The following is a 16737-nucleotide window of genomic DNA, read 5'->3' on the forward strand; positions in this document are numbered from 1 at the left end:
TCGGGCATCTTTCACGCCGGCCGAGGAACCTCATGTCCGATCCTCTCGAAGCGCTCTCCCGCCCCGTCATTTGCCGCTCGTCGAGTGCTCAAAACGCCCTGCACAAATCGTCGGAAGCCCCGGAAAAGTGCTCAAATCGCTTTCCGGAACCCTGAACGTCTCATTTCTGAACGAATTTTTTTGAGATGCCTGTATTCCTGCGGGTTTCCGTCCCACCAGGTCCCCGCATCCCCCACCAAATCCCGCATCCGCCCTCTGCCTAAACCGCCCTGCACCTCACAGAGCGCGATCAGGACCAGCATCGCGGCGACGATCGCCGGCAGGGCCCGCAGCGCATGGCGCAGCAGCCCCGGCGTGAAGCGCAAGCCGATGCACCAGCCGAGAAGGGCATAGGCCAGGGCGAGCAGGGGCGGCGGCAGTTCGATGGTCATGACGCCGGCATGGACCAGCAGCGTGCCGGCGACGAGCGGCACCAGCATCGCCCCCGCCGGGATCCGCGCCCGGGCCGCGACGACCGGGCCCAGCAGCGCCAGCGCCAGGGTCGCCGCCAGCGCCTGCCCGTCGATGGGGCCGAACCATTCGACCGCTTGCAGCCGCTCGGGCCCGTGCCCGCCCGCGACCGCCGAGGCGATCACCGTGACCAGGATCACCCTTGTATATTGCATGAAGGCGACCAGCCGGGGATCGGCGCCATAAGCCTCGGCCATCAGCACCATGGCCGAGGCGGCCCCCGGGCTGCTGCCCCAGACCGCGGTCGTGCCCGGCAGCAGGCGCAGCCGCGCCAGGCCGAAGCCGAGGGCGGCGCTGGCCGCGATCACCGCGGCGATGCCGACGACCAGGATCGGCCAATGGCCCATCACCTCGCCGGTGACGGAAAGCGGCATCGCCCGCGCCATCATGCAGCCGAGCACGCCCTGGGCAAGCGCATAGGGCCGCCCCGGCACGTCGAGCGCGCGGCCCGAAACCGCCAGCGCGATCCCCGCCAGCATCGGGCCGAGCAGCAAGGCCGCCGGCAGCCCGGCCCCGGCGAGCAATACGGCCAGTACGGCTGAAAGGGCGACCAGCGCCAGCCAGTGCCGCCAGATGGTCACGTCGCCATTCCCGCCGCCTGCGCCCCGGCCGATACGCAATGCCACGACCTTTCCGCGCCTGTCCGAACCGCCGGCCCGAGGATGGGCCGGGCACCGCCATGCGTCAACGGCCCTGCGACACGGAGGAATGCTGCATCGACGGTAATGTCGCCGGTCTCAGCGGCGCCGCCGACCGGATCGGCGAAATGATCCGCCTGATCGAGGCGACCGCCGGCCAGACCAAGCTGCTTGCGCTCAACGCGACGATCGAGGCGGCACGGGCGGGGGAGACGGGCAAGGGCTTCGCGGTGGTCGCGGCCGAGGTGAAGACGCTCGCCAACCAGACGGCGGCGACGAGCGAGATCGCCCGCAATGTCGATCAGGCGGCGCGGCGCGCCCAAGCCGTCTCGACCGCGATCGACGGCGTGCGCGATGCCGCCTCGGAGACCTCGACCTCGTCGAACCACGTCTTTCGCGCGGCCGGCGATCTCGACCGCCAGGCCGAGCGGCTGCGCGCCGGTGTCGACCGCTTCCTGAAGGCGGTGAAGGCGGCCTGAGCCGTTCCCCCGCGCCTTGCCCGGATGGGCCGTCCGGCGTCAGATGACGCCGGCGCCCTCCAGGTGGGCGATGATGGCGTCGGCCGCGGTCTCGACGGCGAGGTCGGCGGCCTGGAGGTGGATTTCCGGATCTTCCGGCGCCTCATAGGGGCTGTCGATGCCGGTGAAGTTCTTCAGCTTGCCCTCGCGCGCCTTTTTGTAGAGACCTTTCACATCCCGGGCCTCGGCGACCGCCAGCGGCGTGTCGACGAAGACTTCGAAGAATTCGCCGGCCTTGACCAGTTCGCGCGCCATGCGCCGCTCCGAGCGGAAGGGCGAGATGAAGGAGACGAGGACGATCAGGCCCGCATCCACCATCAGCTTCGAAACCTCGGCCACGCGGCGGATATTCTCCACCCGGTCGGCATCGGTGAAGCCCAGGTCCTTGTTCAAGCCGTGGCGGACATTGTCGCCGTCGAGCAGATAGGTGTGGCGGCCGCGGGCATAGAGCTTCTTCTCGACCATATTGGCGATGGTCGATTTGCCGGCGCCGGAAAGCCCGGTGAACCACAGGATCGCCGGCTTCTGGCCCTTCAGGTCGGCGCGCTGGTCCTTGGCGACGTCGACCGCCTGCCAATGGACGTTGTCCGAGCGGCGGAGCGCGAAATGCAGCATGCCGGCGCCGACCGTCGCATTGCTGATGCGGTCGATCAGGATGAAGCCGCCGGTGGTCGTGTTTTCCTTGTAGGGGTCGAAGGCGACCGGCTGGTCGGTGGCGACATTGACGATGCCGATCTCGTTGAGATCCAGCTTCTTCGCCGCCAGGTGTTCCAGCGTATTGACGTTCACCTTGTATTTCGGCTCGGTGATCGAGGCGGTGACCACCTTGGTCCCGAGCTTCATCAGGTAGGGGCGGCCGGGCAGCATGGCGCCGTCGCTCATCCAGACCAGGGTCGCCTCGAACTGGTCGGCCACGCTCGCCGGCCCGTCGGTGCGGGAAATCACGTCGCCGCGGGAAATGTCGATCTCGTCCGCCAGGGTCAGGGTGATGGACTGGCCGGCGACCGCGACCTCGAGGTCGCGGTCCTGGGTGACGATGCGGGCGACGGTCGAGGCGCGGCCCGAGGGCTGGACGCGGACGGCATCGCCGGGCCGGATCTCGCCCGCCGCGATCTGGCCCGAAAAGCCGCGGAAATCCAGGTTCGGCCGGTTCACCCATTGCACGGGCAGGCGGAAGGGGGCCTTGCGGGCCTCGTCCTCGACCTCGACGGTCTCGAGATATTCCATCAGGGACGGGCCCTGGTACCAGGGCGTTTCCTCGGCCCGGGCCAGCATGTTGACGCCCTTCAGCGCCGACAGCGGGATCGCGGCGATATCGGCAAGGCCGATCCGGGCGGCGAAGGCCTTGTAATCGGCCAGGATGCGCTCGAAGGTCGCCTGGTCGTAATCGACCAGGTCCATCTTGTTGATGGCCAGCACGACCTTGCGGATGCCGATCAGGGAGACGAGGTAGGAATGCCGCCGGGTCTGGGTCAGCACGCCCTTCCGCGCATCGATCAGGATCACGGCGACCTGGGCGGTGGACGCGCCGGTCACCATGTTGCGGGTATATTGCTCGTGGCCCGGGGTGTCGGCGACGATGAACTTCCGCTTCTCGGTCGAGAAGAAGCGATAGGCGACGTCGATGGTGATGCCCTGTTCGCGCTCGGCGGCGAGGCCGTCGACGAGAAGGGCGAAATCGATCTCGCCGCCCTGGGTGCCGACCTTCTTCGAATCGTTTTCGAGGGCCGTCATCTGGTCCTCGAAGATCATCTTCGAATCGTAGAGCAGGCGCCCGATCAGGGTCGATTTGCCGTCGTCCACCGAACCGCAGGTGATGAAGCGCAGCAGCGATTTCCGCTCGTGCACCTTCAGGTATTGCTCGATATCGGTGGCGATCAGGTCGGAGACATGGGCCATCAGAAATACCCCTCCTGCTTCTTCTTTTCCATGGAGGCGGATTGATCGTGGTCGATCACCCGGCCCTGGCGCTCGGAGGTTCGGGTCAGCAGCATTTCCTGGATGATGGCGGGCAGCGTGTCCGCCTCGCTCTCGATCGCGCCGGTCAGCGGATAGCAGCCGAGGGTGCGGAAGCGCACCTTCTTCATCACCGGCGTCTCGCCGGGGGCGAGCGGCATGCGGTCGTCGTCGACCATGATCAGGGTGCCGTCGCGTTCCACCACCGGCCGCTCCGCCGAGAAATAGAGCGGCACGATCGGGATGTTCTCGAGGTGGATATATTGCCAGATGTCGAGTTCGGTCCAGTTCGACAGCGGGAAGACGCGGATCGATTCGCCCTTGTTCTTCCGCGTATTGTACAGCTGCCAGAGTTCCGGGCGCTGGTTCTTCGGGTCCCAGCGGTGTTGGGCCGAGCGGAAGGAGAAGATGCGTTCCTTGGCGCGCGACTTTTCCTCGTCGCGGCGGGCGCCGCCGAAGGCCGCGTCGAAGCCGTATTGGTCCAGCGCCTGCTTCAGCCCTTGCGTCTTCATGATGTCGGTGTGCAGCGCCGAACCGTGGACGAAGGGGCTGATGTTCATGGCGACGCCTTCCGGGTTGATATGGACCAGCAGGTCCATGCCCAGGGTCTTCGCCATATTGTCGCGGAAGCTGATCATTTCCCGGAATTTCCACGTCGTGTCGACATGGAGCAGGGGGAAGGGCGGCTTCGACGGATAGAAGGCCTTCTGCGCCAGATGGAGCATCACGGCGCTGTCCTTGCCGACCGAATAGAGCATGACCGGATTTTCCGTCTCGGCCACCACCTCACGCATGATGTGGATGCTCTCGGCCTCGAGGCGTTGCAGGTGGGTCAGGGTGTCGATGGACACGATCGGCTTCCGAACGTTGAAGGCAATTTTACGTACGAAAATCGCTAAATCTGCAATTTCCGAAGAGGGTGCAGATAAGCGCCGCCGACCGGGAAGGTCAAGCGCCGTGCCTGTTTCCTCACAAATGGAAAATTGCCATTTTCCAAATCGCCCGTCAACGGGCTTTGCCGATCTCAGCCCCAGCGAGCGGCAGCATCGTCGTCCGAGTCCTTGGCGGCGACCCAGGCGCTGGCGCCGTCGGCCGTCAGTTCGCGCTTCCAGAACGGGGCGGTGGTTTTCAGCGCGTCGATCAGGAAGCCGCAGCCCTCGAGCGCGGCGGCGCGATGGGGGGCGGCGGTGGCGACCAGGACGATGCGCTCGCCGAGGCGCAAGGGCCCGACCCGGTGAATGATGATGCCGCCGGTCAGGCCGAAACGGTCCCGCGCCGTCTCCGCGAGGCGGAGCAGGGCCTTTTCGGTCATGCCGGGATAATGTTCGAGTTCGATGCCGACGACATCCTTGTTGTCACCATGATCGCGCACGATGCCGATGAACGAGGCGACCGCCCCGATTCCGCCGTCGCCGGTCATGCCGTCGAGGATGGCGCCCACGTCGAAATCCGCCGTCTGAACCTGTACTTTCATGGCCCGGGTTCCATTTTTTTGTCCTGATGCCCCTGTTTCGGGGGAACCTTCCACCCGATGTGATATTAGACTTTAGCCACCATAATTTAACGCTTGTCGTTCGACCGGAATAGGAGGGCCGATGCCACATGACACGTCTCTGATTGCAACCGTGGCCATCGGCTTCGTTATCGCTTTCATCTTCGGTTTCTTTGCCAATAAGTTACGCCTGCCGCCGCTGATCGGCTATCTCATCGCCGGGGTCGCGGTCGGGCCGTTCACGCCCGGTTTCGTCGCCGATGCGGGGCTGGCGACCCAGCTTGCCGAGATCGGCGTCATTCTGCTCATGTTCGGCGTCGGCCTGCATTTCTCGGCTTCCGACCTGATGGCGGTGCGCTGGATCGCGCTGCCCGGCGCGATCGCCCAGATCGGCGTGGCGACCGCGCTCGGCATCGGCATCGCGCAGATCTGGGGCTGGTCGCTGGGGGCGGGGATCGTCTTCGGCCTCAGCCTTTCGGTCGCGAGTACGGTCGTGCTCCTCAAGGCCTTGGAGGAGCGGAACGCGGTCAACGGCGTCAACGGCCGCATCGCGGTCGGCTGGCTGATCGTCGAGGATCTGGCGATGGTGCTCGCCCTGGTGCTGCTGCCGGCCTTCGCCGAGGCGCTGGGCGGCACCGTCGACGGCGCCCATGGCGGCGAGACGGCGGGCGGCGGGACCGGCCTCTGGCTCGGCCTGGCCATCACGCTCGGCAAGGTGGCGGCCTTCGTCGCCCTTGCCCTGCTGCTCGGGCCGCGGGTGGTGCCCTGGGTGCTGGCCCAGGTGGCGCGCACCGGCTCGCGCGAATTGTTCACCCTGTCGGTGCTGGCGATCGCGCTCGGCATCGCTTTCGGCTCGGCCGTGCTCTTCGGCGTTTCTTTCGCGCTCGGGGCCTTCTTCGCCGGCGTCGTGCTGAACGAATCCGATTTCTCGCATAAGGCGGCCAGCGAATCGATGCCGTTGCAGGATGCCTTCTCGGTCCTGTTCTTCGTCTCGGTCGGCATGCTGTTCGACCCCATGGTGCTGATCAACGAGCCGCTGTCCGTGCTCGTGGTGCTGGCCATCATCGTGGTCGGCAAGACGGCGATCGCGGCGGCGATCGTGCTCGCCCTCGGCTATCCGATGGCGACGGCGCTGACCGTCTCGGCGGCGCTGGCCCAGATCGGCGAATTCTCCTTCATCCTGGCCGGGCTCGGCATCGGGCTGAAACTCATGCCGGCGGAGGGGCAGGACCTGATCCTGGCCGGGGCGCTGCTATCCATTACCTTGAATCCCCTGGTCTTCTACGCTATGGACCGGCTGGCCAAAAAGCTGGTGCCGGCCGAGGGCGAGGTGCGGGGCGCCGCCAATCTCCGTTCGCTCGAACGCGAATTGATGAAGGCCCATATCCGCCAGGAAGCGCGCGAGGCGGAAAAGGTGCTGAAGGCCCAGCAACTGGCCGAGAGCTTCCCCATGTTCGCCAAGCTCGACCCGCACGAGCGCCACGACCTGCTCAGCCTGTTCAAGCATCGCACGGCCAACCCGGGCGAGCGCCTGATCCGCAAGGGCGACCGGGCGGAATCGGTGTTCTTCATCGCGGCCGGGCGGGTGCAGGTCGATATCGCCGATGCCCGGATCAAGCTGGGCCCGGGCGAGCATTTCGGCGAAATGGCCCTGCTGTCGGGCGAACGCCGCTCGGCGGATGTGACAGCCCTCGACTATTGCCAGTTCTTCACCCTGGACAAGCGCGACTTCCGTCACTTCATGACGACGCACCCGCAGGTGAAGAGGGCCTTCGAGGAAACCGCGGAAGCCCGCCGGGCGATGAACGCGGCCCAATCGGAGGAAGCCCTGCCCTGACGCTCAGGGCAGGGCGCGCTCACGGCAGGGCGGGCACGGTCGCGATGCCCGGTGGCAACACCGGGCTTTCGCGCAGCAGGGTGATGGTGATGCGCCGGTTGGCGGGGTCGAGCGGATTGTCGGGGTTCAGCGGCTCCGACGCCGCCTTGCCCGAGATCTGGTAGACCCGTTCGGGCTTCACGCCGGCATCGATCAGCACCCGGCGGCTGGCGTTGGCGCGATCCGCCGACAATTCCCAATTGGTATAGCCGGTCGACGAGCGATAGGGCGCCGCATCCGTGTGGCCGGCGACGGCGATGCGGTTGGGCAGGCGCCCGATCACCGCCGCGATCTTGCCCAGCAGTTCGACCATCTTGGGCGACATGCGCGACGAGCCGGACTGGAACATGGCTTCGTTCCTGCCGTCGACCAATTGGATGCGCATGCCCTCGGGCGTGATGTCGACCAGCACCTGCGAGGCGATGACCTGCAATTCCGGCGAGGATTGCAGCGCCTGGCGCAGGGCATCCGCGGTTTCCTTGAAGCGCTGCTGCTCCGCCCGCGCCATGGCTTCGGCGCGGGTGTCGGCCGGGGGCGGCTGGTCGGCGCCGGCCGCGCTGCTCTGGTTGCTCTGGTTGTTCTGGTCGCCGGGCAGGGGGGCGGTCAGGGCGGAGGATTGCTGGCCGCCGTCGGCGCTCCGCTGCCGGTTGCCGTCGCTGCCCTGGCCGAGGTCGCTGAGGGGCTGGCTGTCGTCGTTTTCCTCGGCGTCGGTGGTGGCGCTGTCCGGCTCGATCCGGGTGATCAGGGCGGGGCTGCCGCCGCTGTTGCGGTTGCCGTCGCTCGAAATGCTCTGCCCGCCCAGGACGCCGCCGGCGCCCGACGTGGTCTCGCTCACGCTGACCGGGTCGAAATAATCGGCGATGCCCTGTTTCTGCGCTTCCGAGGTCGCGTTCAGCAGCCACAGCAGCAGGAAGAAGGCCATCATCGCGGTCACGAAATCGGCATAGGCGACCTTCCAGGCGCCGCCGTGATGGCCGCCGGCGACTTTCTTCACCCGCTTGATGATGATCGAGGGGGCCTGCCCGTTGTCGCCGTTGGCCATGGTCTGGTCGCGCCTTAAACCGCCTGGAGTTTCTGGGTCGCCTCCTCGACCTCGTAGAAGGTCGGGCGGACATGGGTCTGCAAGGCCTTCCGGGCGAATTCGACCGCCACCGCCGGGGGATAGCCCTGCAGGTGGGCGAGAAGCCCGGCCTTGATGCAGTGAAGATAGCGCATCTCGGCCTCATGGGTCGCGCGTACCGAATTGGCGATCGGGGCGATGAAGCCGTAGGACATCCAGACACCCATGAAAGTGCCGACCAGCGCCGCGCCGATCAGATGGCCCAGCACTTCCGGCGGCTCGGTGATCGAGCCCATGGTGTGGATGATGCCAAGGACGGCGGCGACGATGCCGAGTGCCGGCATGCCGTCCGCCATGTTCTGGATCGCATGGGCGACTTCGTGTTCCTCGGCCGCATGGGTATCGAGTTCGAGGTCGATCAGGCTTTCCATTTCGAAGGCGTTTTCCGTGCCCAGGGTCATCAGGCGCAGGTAGTCGCACAGGAAGACCTGGGCGTGATGGTCTTTGTAGAAGATCGGGAACTGCTGGAACAGCGTGCTGTCGTGCGGGTTCTCGACATGCTGTTCGAGCGCCAGCATGCCCTTGCTGCGCGCCAGCTTGAACGTCGAATAGAGCAGGGTGAGGAGTTCGAGATAGGCGGCCTTCTTGTAGCGCGGCCCCTTGAAGGCGGCGCCGAGCGCGGCGCCGCTCTTCTTCAGCACCGAGGGGGGATTGGCGATGATATAGGCGCCGATCGCCGCCCCGAAGATGATGAGGAATTCGAGCGGCTGCCACAGGACCTCGATATGGCCGCCGGCGAGGACATAGCCCGAAATCACGCAACCGAAGACGACGGCGACACCGATGAGGAGGAGCATGGAGGAAACCGGGGTTGCAGCGCGAAAGACTGTCTGTACTCTGACCCCGGGTGGTTAACAAACCGCTTAGACATGGTGTCGGGCCGGGGGATTTCATGAAAATCGCCGCATCGCTGGCTTGCCTCGCGATTGCCCTGGTGATGCTCGGGTCCTGCGCCAACCGGCCGGGCGGGCGCCCGGGGGCGGCGCTGCCCGCCCGGCCGGTCGGCGACATTCCCGTGCCCTTCGCCTGCGGCGACCGGGCGCCGGCCCCGGCGCGCGACGGCCTGGCCGCCGCCATGGTGCGGATCGCCGCCGCCGAATGGACCAGATGGGGCCGGCGCGAGGTGGAGATCCAGCCCGGCCGCTCGCTCCTGCTGCTGCCCTCGACCGCGGCCACGGTCTGGGAGCACGAACGCGAAGCCTTCCCCATGCTGGCCGAATATTGGTGCGCCACGCCGCCGCACCGGAACTATTGGGAAATCGCCGCGATCTCGGCCGGTTTCGCCGAGGTTCGCGCGGCCGACGGCGCCATCGAGCAGGAGGCGCTGGACCGCCTGCCGGTCGGGCGCAGCCCCTTCGCCGAGCCCTGGTCCGCCGCCTTCGTCTCCTGGGTGGTCTATGGCGCCGGCGTGCCCGAGAGCCGCTTCCGCTACAGCGACACCCATTGGGACTATGTCGCCGACAGTGCCAATGCCGGCCGCGCCTTCCGCATCGCCGGCATCGACGAGGCGGCGCCCAGGGCGGGCGACCTCGTCTGCGCCACGCGCAGCGCGCCCCCGGCCCGCCATTGGCGGCAATTGGTCGCCGAAGGCTCGCGCCCCATGCATTGCGATATCGTGGTCGGCCGCGCCGGTTGCAGTTTCAGCCCCTCCGGCCAATGCATCGAGGCGATCGGCGGCAATGTTCTCCAGGGCGTGACTCTCAGCCGCATCGCCGTCGACGCCCGGGGCCGGGTCATGCCCGGCGGCTGGGCCCCCGGGCGGGACTGGATCGCCGTCCTGGTCAATCAGGGCGGGTGAGCGGGACGGCGCTCGGCCGATGACAGTCCCTGCATCCCCTGGTAAAAATGAGCCATGCGCCGCGACGAAGCCGTGAAACGTCTCCGTGACAACCGCGAGGGTCTTGCCGCCCTCGGGGTCGTGCATGCCTATTTGTTCGGCTCGGTCGCCCGTGATGCGGCGACCGCGGCAAGCGATATCGACGTCATGGTCGATCTCGACGAGGGGCCGGGCGGCCGGAAGCCCCTGTTCAGCGCCTTCGACGTCGGCGGCATCCAGAGCGCGTTGGCCGGTATCTTTGGCCGGCCGGTCGATCTCGTCGTTCGTCGCGACGCCCTGCGGCCCGGCCGCCGCCTGCGTGCCGTGGCGGAAAGCCAATTGCTCGATGTCTTCTGAGCGATCGGGAAAGGTCGCCCTCGCCATCGCCGAGGCGCGGGACAATGTCCGGCTTGTCCGGGAGTGGGCGGCGGGCCGCGATCTCGAGGCCATCAAGGAGGATCGCAAGACCCGCTATGCCATCGAGCGCGCCTTCATGGCCATCGACGCGGCTGTCCGGGACATTCCCGCCGACCTGCTCGCCGCATACGCTATCCCGGCGAAGATGATCGCCGGATTTCGCAACGCGCTGGCCCATACCTACGACGACATACTCGACGAGCGGGTCATGCTGACGATCCGGGATGACCTCCCGGCCCTTGACGCCGCGCTGGCCCGGATCCTTGACGCGAAATAGCGGACGGATGTCTCGGGGCCCGCGTAGCCGTCCGCTCAATCCGCCGTCGTCGACAGGCGGCGCACCGGATAGCCGGCGGCTTCGATCCGGGCGATGATTTCGGCCAGATGCTCGGCGTCGCGGGTCTCGATCACGAGGTCGAGGTCGGTATTCTTCACCGGCACGTCCAGGAACAGGCGCTGGTGCGAAACGTCCAGGATATTGCCCCCGGCCTCGCCGACCAGGGTGGCGATGGTGGCGAGCGTGCCCGGGCTGTCGGAAATCTGCACCCGGAGGCCGGCGATCCGGCCCTCGCGCACCAGGTTGCGGCGGATCACCTCGCCGAGCAGGCGGGGATCGATATTGCCGCCCGACAGCACGATGCCCGTGCGCCGCCCGGCGAAGAGGGCGGGGTGAGCCATGACCGCGGCCAGGCCGGCGGCACCGGCGCCTTCGACCACCGTCTTCTCGATCGCCAGCAGCAGGCCGATGGCGCGCTCCAGGTCGGCCTCGGTAACGAGAAGGATATCGTCGACGAGGTCGCGGGCGATGGCCCGGGTCAATTGCCCGGCTTCCTTCACCGCGATGCCCTCGGCGATGGTCATGCCGCCGCAGACTTCCGCCGTGCCGCGCAGGGCATTGTACATCGAGGGATAGAGGGCGGCCTCGACCCCGATCACCCGGATCGCCGGGTTCAGGGTCTTGGCCGCCGTGGCGATGCCGGCGATCAGACCGCCGCCGCCGATGGGCACGACCAGGACTTCGAGGTCCGGCACGGCCGCCAGCATTTCAAGGCCGACGGTGCCCTGGCCCGCGATCACGAAGGGATCGTCGAAAGGGTGGATCATGACGAGGCCCTTATCGGCCGCGATGCGCTGGGCGGCGGCGAAGGCGCCGGCCAGCATCTCGCCCTCCAGCACCACCCGGGCGCCGTGGTCGCGGGTCTGGCGCACCTTCACGAAGGGCGTGGTGCGGGGCATGACGATGGTCGCCGGAATGCCCAGGCGGGCGGCGTGATAGGCGACCCCCTGGGCATGGTTGCCGGCGGACATGGCGATGACGCCGGCCTTGCGTTCCTCGGCGCCCAGGCTTTGCAGCTTGTTGCAGGCGCCCCGGTCCTTGAAGGATGCGGTGAACTGATGGTTCTCGAACTTCAGGAACAGGCGCGCCCCGGTGATCTGGCTCAGCGTCCGCGCCTCGGCGCAAGGGGTGGCGATGATCTGGCCGGCCAGGGCGGCGGCGGCGGCATGGATATCGGCGATGGTGATGGCGGGGGTGGTCATCGGGGCGGGGGTCCTTGGTCCAGCCCCGACTTGAGCATGTCATGCGGCGCTGCGGAACCCCCAGTTCGTGCCGGTCAGGCTTGACGCCACGTCCCAGAGCCGGGCGGCGGTGGCGGGATCGGGCGGGATCTTCTTGTCCGCCTTGGCCGCCGGCCCCCGCATGCCCCCAAGCCGCGAGGGACCATAGAGGTCGCCGCCCCGGGCCGACGGGTCGCCGGCGGCGAGCAGGCTGGGGGCGGCCCCCATGGCCGGCGATTGCGCCATCAAGGCATTGCCGAGGGCCAGCATGGCGGTTTCCATCAACGTCGGCTTGATCGAGCGCCCGCCCCAGGGGCTGTTGGTGGCGGCATAGCCGGGGTGGGACAGCAGGCTCTTCACCGCGATGCCCGCAGCGTCCAGCCGGCGCTGCAATTCCTCCGCCAGCAGAAGATTGCCGAGCTTCGAATCGGCATAGGCCTGCCATTTGCCGTATTTGCGCCGGCGCCAGTCGAGATCGCTGAAATCGAGCCGGGCTTTCCTGTACATGGCGCTGGTGACCGTCACCACCCGCGCATCCGGCCGCCCCGCCATCAGGGGCAGAAGGCCGAGGGTCAGGGCGAAATGGCCAAGGCAATTGGCGCCGAAATGCCACTCGAACCCCTGGGCGGTATGGCCGTGCTCGACGCCGAAGACCCCGGCATTGCAGACCAGCAGGTCGAGATGGCCGTAACGCCGCGCCACCTCGGCGCGGCATGCTTCGATGCTGGCAAGATCGTCGAGGGCGAGGGGGACCTCCGCCACCCGCGCGCCCGGCCGTTCGGCGCCGAGGCGGCGGACCGCGTCTTCGGCGCGGCCGGCATCGCGACAGGCGATCACGACATCCGCCCCCTGGGCGACAAGGCCGCGCGCGGTTTCAAAGCCGATGCCGCGATTGGCCCCGGTGACGAGCGCAATGCGGCCGGCGTGAATGGCATTGGTCATGGTCCACCTCCCTGTTTCAGCTTGCGGGCGGGGCAGGGGCGGCGGATCGTCCATTTGGAGGCCCATGGCGCCGTCATGGCGGTGACATGATTTCGTCACGGCACCGGGCCATCATCCCCTGAAGCGGACGGCAAGAGGGAAGGCGATGAAATATCGGCGGTTTTCGAGTGTCGATCAGGTGGTCGAGGTGCTGAACCCCTCCTATCCGATCCTTTGCGTCCATCCCGACCGGCTGGCCCGCAGCGCCGAGACCTTTCTCAAGGGCTTTCCCGGCCGGGTGCTCTATGCCGTCAAATGCAACCCGCATCCCCTGGTGCTGAACAGCCTGTGGCGGGCGGGCATCCGCCATTTCGACACCGCCTCGCTGAACGAGGTGGCGCTGGTCCAGGAGCTGCTGCCCGAGGCGGAATGCTATTTCAACCACCCGGTCAAGGGCACGGCGGCGATCGAGGCGGCCGACCACATCTATGGCATCGAAGCCTGGGTGGTCGATTCGGTAGATGAACTGGACAAGATCGAGGAAAACGTCGGCAAGCACCCGGACGTCATCCAGGTCCGGCTGCAGACCGCATCCGGTTACGCCGCCTTCGACCTGTCGCTGAAATTCGGCGCCACCAAGGCGGAGACGGTCGAACTGCTGCGCGACGTCGAGCGCCGGGGCTATGTCCCGGCCATATCCTTCCATGTCGGCAGCCAGTGCCGCACGCCCGAAGCCTATTCCCGCGCCATCCACGAGGCGGGCGAGGTGATGCGCGAGGCGGGGGTGAAGCTCCGCTTCCTCAATGTCGGCGGCGGCTTCCCGGCCCATTACCGCGGCACCCAGATCGCCCCGCTCGACATATTCTTCAAGACGATCCGCGATGCCGCGGCCAAGCTCGACCTGCCGCCCGATTGCGAATTGATGTGCGAGCCGGGCCGCGCCCTGGTGGTCGAAGGCTGCACCCAGATCGTCCAGGTCCACCTGCGGAAGGGCGGCAGCCTTTACGTCAACGACGGGATCTACGGCAACCTGTCGGAACTCAATATCGGCAAGCTGACGCCGCCGGTGCGCCTGATCCGCCGGGGCGGCAAGCCCATGTCGCGCGACTTCGCCCCCTTCCGCATCTTCGGCCCGACCTGCGACAGCCTGGATGTCCTGCCCGAACCCTTCGTCCTGCCCGACGACGTGACCGACGGCGACTGGATTGAGATCGGCCAAGTGGGCGCCTATTCCAATGCGCTGGCCAGCCATTTCAACGGTTTCTATACCGATACGGTGGTCGAGATCGGGGATTGACCGACGGCGAACCGGTTTCCACGTCGCCTGACGATGCTGAAGCGACGTGCCGGCCCCGGCAAAGGGGCCGGCACGCGGGCTCAGAAGCTGGCGAGCGGGCGGATCGCGGTCCGGGTGGGCATCACCGAAATGCTGACCGGCAGCACGCTCCAGCCCGCGGTCAGGGCGAAGGCGATGCCGATGACCTCGGGCCGCCAGCCGGGCGGCAGGCGGGGCGGCGTGCCGGTGGTGCCGGGCGGCGCGCTCAGGATCACCTGGCCGGAAAGGGTGACCGGCCCGCCCAGGCTGATGTCCACCGCCACCGCAATCGAATCGCCCGCCAGCATGGCCGGCGCCGAGCCGAAATAGATGGTCAGCTCGCCGCCGCCCGAATAGCCGACATTGGTGGCGGCTCCGACCGCGACCGCGGCATAGGTGCCGACTTCGATCCCCGGGAACTTGGCCCAGACATAGACGCCGCCCGAAACCCCGACGGTGGCGACCGCGCCGGCGCTGACCGTGCCGCCGAAGGCATAGGTGATGTCGGGATGAGGCTTGGCGATCGTCGCCCCGGGGATGGTGCCGGCAAGCCGGACCGAACCGGCGGCCGCATTTTCGAACGCCAGCGTATCCGCCATCACCTTGCCGGCGTTGGAAACCGCCGCCGCACCCGTGATCGCGCCCCGCACCATGGTCTGCTCGCCGAAACCCGGCGCCTTGTAGCGCGGCCGGCGATAGGGCACCGCCGTGGAAAGGTCCAGACCGGTGAAATTGCGGAACTCGATCGTCATCTGGCGCGCCATGGCCGCCACCTCGTTCGTCGTTGTCGATGCGGCGACCTTAAAGTGACGTGCCGGTCATTTCCGTGTCGGCCGTCACGCCGGAGGTGAAGGCTTGCGCAGGACCGGGCGGGTAAATAAACTAACCCGTATTAGTTTACTGAGGTGCCGGGATGGCCGTGCGTATGGTCAATATCCATGATGCGAAGACTCATCTCTCGCGCCTCGTCGAACAGGCCGCGAAGGGGGAGAGCTTCATCATCGCCAAGGCCGGCCGTCCGATGGTGAAGGTCGTGCCGCTCGAGGCGCCTATCCCGGCGGTGCCCCGCCGGCTGGGCTTCCTGGCCGGACAATTCGAGGTTCCGGCCGATTTCGATACGATCGGCGAGGATGATATCGCGGCCTTGTTCGACGGCGTGCCGTGAACCTGCTGCTGGACACGCATATCCTGATCTGGGCAGCCCTGGCTCCCGGGCGCTTGTCGGACGAGACGGCCGCGCTGATTGTCGACGAGGCCAACCGGCTTCATTTCAGTACCGCCAGCATCTGGGAAGTGGCGATCAAGCATGGGCTGGGGCGGCCGGATTTCACCCTGCCCCCGGCGATCCTGTGGCGGTCGCTGGTCGACAACGGTTACCTGGAGGTTCCGGTGACCGGGGCCCACGCCATTGCCGTCGGCGATCTGGCACCGCTGCACAAGGATCCCTTCGACCGGCTGCTGCTGGCCCAGGCGCGTGTCGAGGGGCTGTTGCTGCTGACCGCGGACGACCGGATCTGCGGCTACGGCGGCCCGGTACGCCGGGCCCTGGTCACCCCGCCTTGAGGATTTTCGCGACCTCGGCGGCGAAATAGGTGAGAACCGCATCCGCCCCCGCGCGCTTGAAGGCGAGGAGGGCTTCGAGCATGGCTTTTTTGCCGTCGATCCAGCCGTTCAGGCTGGCGGCCTGGATCATCGCGTATTCGCCCGAGACCTGATAGGCGAAGGTGGGGGCGCCGAAACTCGCCTTCACCCGGTGGATGATGTCGAGATAGGGCATGCCCGGCTTCACCATCACCATGTCGGCGCCTTCGGCCAGGTCGAGGGCGACCTCGCGCAGCGCCTCGTCGCTGTTGGCCGGGTCCATCTGGTAGGTGCGCTTGTCGCCCTGGCCGAGATTGGCGGCGGAGCCGACCGCATCGCGGAACGGGCCATAGAAGGCGCTGGCATATTTGGCGGCATAGGCGCAGATCTGCACCGACTGGTGGCCGGCATCGTCCAGCGCGTGGCGGATGGCGCCGATCCGCCCGTCCATCATGTCGGACGGGGCGACGACATCGGCCCCCGCCTCCGCCAGCACCAGGGCCTGCTGGACCAGGAGCGCCACCGTCTCGTCATTGACGATGGCGCCGTCGCGCAGCACGCCGTCATGGCCATGGCTGGTATAGGGATCGAGGGCGATATCGCAGATGATGCCGACCGGGAGCCGCGCCTGCTTCAGGGCGCGCACGGTCCGGCAGACCAGATTGTCGTCGTCGACGGCATAGGTGCCGGTCGGATCCTTCAGCGCGGGGTCGGTCTGGGGGAAGAGGGCGATCGCCGGAATGCCGAGGCCGGCCGCTTCCTCCGCCGCCTCGACGATGCCGGCGATATCGTGGCGATAGACGCCGGGCATGGCCGCCACTTCCTTGCCCGCGCCCGCGCCCTCGGTCACGAACAGCGGCCAGATCAGGTCGTCGACCGACAGCCTGTTCTCCGACACCAGGCGGCGCGACCAGTCGGTCGCCCGGTTGCGGCGCGGCCGCGTGGTCGGGAAGGTGGGACCGGAGAAGGGTGAGGCAAAGAAGGGGGAACGAGCCATGATACCCTGTCGCTGCTGGGGCC

The 16737-nt window shown here is 67.4% G+C and carries 18 protein-coding genes; 8 read left to right on the forward strand and 10 right to left on the reverse strand.

From position 1 onward, the window contains the following. Window positions 1-131: 131 nt before the first annotated feature. Window positions 132-1091: an AbrB family transcriptional regulator gene (locus DKG75_RS02135; protein ID WP_166646422.1), complete on the reverse strand. Its 960-nt coding sequence runs from the start codon at window positions 1089-1091 to the stop codon at window positions 132-134. Window positions 1092-1189: 98 nt separating this feature from the next. Here DKG75_RS02135 and DKG75_RS02140 point away from each other — a divergent pair, with 98 nt between their 5' ends. Then, the gene (locus tag DKG75_RS02140; protein WP_279573918.1) at window positions 1190-1627 is read left to right on the forward strand and encodes a methyl-accepting chemotaxis protein; all 438 of its coding nucleotides are present in this window, start codon (window positions 1190-1192) and stop codon (window positions 1625-1627) included. A 39-nt stretch (window positions 1628-1666) separates the two neighbouring features. Here the strand turns inward: DKG75_RS02140 and cysN are convergent, their stop codons facing one another. The 3 genes from cysN to DKG75_RS02155 all read right to left on the reverse strand — a co-directional run bounded on the left by cysN (window position 1667) and on the right by DKG75_RS02155 (window position 5096). Further along, complete coding sequence (gene cysN / locus DKG75_RS02145) at window positions 1667-3565, reverse strand: sulfate adenylyltransferase subunit CysN (protein WP_109919426.1); 1899 nt, start codon at window positions 3563-3565, stop codon at window positions 1667-1669. Next, on the reverse strand, window positions 3565-4458 hold the full coding sequence (gene cysD / locus DKG75_RS02150) for a sulfate adenylyltransferase subunit CysD (protein WP_211315705.1): 894 nt from the start codon (window positions 4456-4458) through the stop codon (window positions 3565-3567). The genes cysN and cysD overlap by 1 nt, the downstream gene beginning before the upstream one ends. A gap of 188 nt (window positions 4459-4646) precedes the next feature. Continuing rightward, window positions 4647-5096, reverse strand: a complete 450-nt coding sequence (locus DKG75_RS02155; RefSeq protein ID WP_109919428.1) for a molybdenum cofactor biosynthesis protein MoaE — start codon at window positions 5094-5096, stop codon at window positions 4647-4649. Between the two features lie 121 nt (window positions 5097-5217). On the opposite strand from DKG75_RS02155, the gene DKG75_RS02160 reads away from it, so the two are divergent. Beyond that, entirely contained in the window at window positions 5218-6951 is a 1734-nt protein-coding gene (locus DKG75_RS02160; protein WP_109919429.1) for a cation:proton antiporter domain-containing protein, read from the forward strand. Window positions 6952-6970: 19 nt separating this feature from the next. Here DKG75_RS02160 and DKG75_RS02165 read toward each other — a convergent pair whose 3' ends face one another. Both DKG75_RS02165 and motA read right to left on the reverse strand, forming a co-directional pair. Then, window positions 6971-8032, reverse strand: coding sequence for a flagellar motor protein MotB (locus DKG75_RS02165; RefSeq protein WP_109919430.1), 1062 nt, complete (start codon window positions 8030-8032; stop codon window positions 6971-6973). Between the two features lie 14 nt (window positions 8033-8046). After that, window positions 8047-8907, reverse strand: coding sequence for a flagellar motor stator protein MotA (gene motA, locus DKG75_RS02170; RefSeq protein ID WP_109919431.1), 861 nt, complete (start codon window positions 8905-8907; stop codon window positions 8047-8049). Between the two features lie 95 nt (window positions 8908-9002). On the opposite strand from motA, the gene DKG75_RS02175 reads away from it, so the two are divergent. The 3 genes from DKG75_RS02175 to DKG75_RS02185 all read left to right on the forward strand — a co-directional run bounded on the left by DKG75_RS02175 (window position 9003) and on the right by DKG75_RS02185 (window position 10620). After that, window positions 9003-9908: a DUF2272 domain-containing protein gene (locus DKG75_RS02175; protein WP_109919432.1), complete on the forward strand. Its 906-nt coding sequence runs from the start codon at window positions 9003-9005 to the stop codon at window positions 9906-9908. 72 nt (window positions 9909-9980) lie between these two features. Further along, entirely contained in the window at window positions 9981-10283 is a 303-nt protein-coding gene (locus tag DKG75_RS02180; RefSeq protein WP_166646421.1) for a nucleotidyltransferase family protein, read from the forward strand. Then, window positions 10273-10620, forward strand: a complete 348-nt coding sequence (locus tag DKG75_RS02185; RefSeq protein WP_109919434.1) for a HepT-like ribonuclease domain-containing protein — start codon at window positions 10273-10275, stop codon at window positions 10618-10620. The genes DKG75_RS02180 and DKG75_RS02185 overlap by 11 nt, the downstream gene beginning before the upstream one ends. A 35-nt stretch (window positions 10621-10655) precedes the next feature. Here the strand turns inward: DKG75_RS02185 and DKG75_RS02190 are convergent, their stop codons facing one another. Continuing rightward, on the reverse strand, window positions 10656-11882 hold the full coding sequence (locus DKG75_RS02190; protein WP_109919435.1) for a threonine ammonia-lyase: 1227 nt from the start codon (window positions 11880-11882) through the stop codon (window positions 10656-10658). Window positions 11883-11921: 39 nt separating this feature from the next. Then, window positions 11922-12842 carry an oxidoreductase gene (locus tag DKG75_RS02195; RefSeq protein WP_109919436.1) on the reverse strand — a complete coding sequence of 307 codons (921 nt, stop codon included), beginning with the start codon at window positions 12840-12842 and terminating at the stop codon, window positions 11922-11924. A 145-nt stretch (window positions 12843-12987) separates the two neighbouring features. On the opposite strand from DKG75_RS02195, the gene DKG75_RS02200 reads away from it, so the two are divergent. Then, window positions 12988-14118, forward strand: a complete 1131-nt coding sequence (locus DKG75_RS02200; RefSeq protein ID WP_109919437.1) for a type III PLP-dependent enzyme — start codon at window positions 12988-12990, stop codon at window positions 14116-14118. 80 nt (window positions 14119-14198) lie between these two features. On the opposite strand, the gene DKG75_RS02205 is transcribed toward DKG75_RS02200, so the two are convergent. Continuing rightward, window positions 14199-14900, reverse strand: coding sequence for a hypothetical protein (locus tag DKG75_RS02205; RefSeq protein WP_109919438.1), 702 nt, complete (start codon window positions 14898-14900; stop codon window positions 14199-14201). Between the two features lie 149 nt (window positions 14901-15049). Between DKG75_RS02205 and DKG75_RS02210 the strand changes: the two genes are divergently transcribed. Both DKG75_RS02210 and DKG75_RS02215 read left to right on the forward strand, forming a co-directional pair. Next, entirely contained in the window at window positions 15050-15301 is a 252-nt protein-coding gene (locus DKG75_RS02210) for a type II toxin-antitoxin system Phd/YefM family antitoxin (RefSeq protein WP_425086478.1), read from the forward strand. Further along, window positions 15298-15699 (forward strand): type II toxin-antitoxin system VapC family toxin, encoded by a 402-nt coding sequence (locus DKG75_RS02215; protein ID WP_109919439.1) that lies wholly within the window; start codon window positions 15298-15300, stop codon window positions 15697-15699. Before DKG75_RS02210 ends, DKG75_RS02215 begins: the two co-directional genes overlap by 4 nt. Here DKG75_RS02215 and hemB read toward each other — a convergent pair. Beyond that, on the reverse strand, window positions 15686-16714 hold the full coding sequence (hemB, locus tag DKG75_RS02220) for a porphobilinogen synthase (protein ID WP_109919440.1): 1029 nt from the start codon (window positions 16712-16714) through the stop codon (window positions 15686-15688). The genes DKG75_RS02215 and hemB overlap by 14 nt on opposite strands. Window positions 16715-16737 lie beyond the last annotated feature (23 nt).

Origin of the sequence: Zavarzinia compransoris (assembly GCF_003173055.1) — a bacterium.
In the GTDB taxonomy this organism is placed as follows: Bacteria; Pseudomonadota; Alphaproteobacteria; order Zavarziniales; family Zavarziniaceae; genus Zavarzinia; species Zavarzinia compransoris.

Coding starts and splice junctions, on each gene's coding strand:
- DKG75_RS02140 (WP_279573918.1), top strand. CDS start 1,190: ATGCGTCAACGGCCCTGCGACACGGAGGAATGCTGCATCGACGGTAAT.
- cysN (WP_109919426.1), bottom strand. CDS start 3,565: ATGGCCCATGTCTCCGACCTGATCGCCACCGATATCGAGCAATACCTG.
- DKG75_RS02155 (WP_109919428.1), bottom strand. CDS start 5,096: ATGAAAGTACAGGTTCAGACGGCGGATTTCGACGTGGGCGCCATCCTC.
- DKG75_RS02160 (WP_109919429.1), top strand. CDS start 5,218: ATGCCACATGACACGTCTCTGATTGCAACCGTGGCCATCGGCTTCGTT.
- DKG75_RS02165 (WP_109919430.1), bottom strand. CDS start 8,032: ATGGCCAACGGCGACAACGGGCAGGCCCCCTCGATCATCATCAAGCGG.
- motA (WP_109919431.1), bottom strand. CDS start 8,907: ATGCTCCTCCTCATCGGTGTCGCCGTCGTCTTCGGTTGCGTGATTTCG.
- DKG75_RS02175 (WP_109919432.1), top strand. CDS start 9,003: ATGAAAATCGCCGCATCGCTGGCTTGCCTCGCGATTGCCCTGGTGATG.
- DKG75_RS02185 (WP_109919434.1), top strand. CDS start 10,273: ATGTCTTCTGAGCGATCGGGAAAGGTCGCCCTCGCCATCGCCGAGGCG.
- DKG75_RS02190 (WP_109919435.1), bottom strand. CDS start 11,882: ATGACCACCCCCGCCATCACCATCGCCGATATCCATGCCGCCGCCGCC.
- DKG75_RS02195 (WP_109919436.1), bottom strand. CDS start 12,842: ATGACCAATGCCATTCACGCCGGCCGCATTGCGCTCGTCACCGGGGCC.
- DKG75_RS02200 (WP_109919437.1), top strand. CDS start 12,988: ATGAAATATCGGCGGTTTTCGAGTGTCGATCAGGTGGTCGAGGTGCTG.
- DKG75_RS02205 (WP_109919438.1), bottom strand. CDS start 14,900: ATGGCGCGCCAGATGACGATCGAGTTCCGCAATTTCACCGGTCTGGAC.
- DKG75_RS02210 (WP_425086478.1), top strand. CDS start 15,050: ATGGCCGTGCGTATGGTCAATATCCATGATGCGAAGACTCATCTCTCG.
- hemB (WP_109919440.1), bottom strand. CDS start 16,714: ATGGCTCGTTCCCCCTTCTTTGCCTCACCCTTCTCCGGTCCCACCTTC.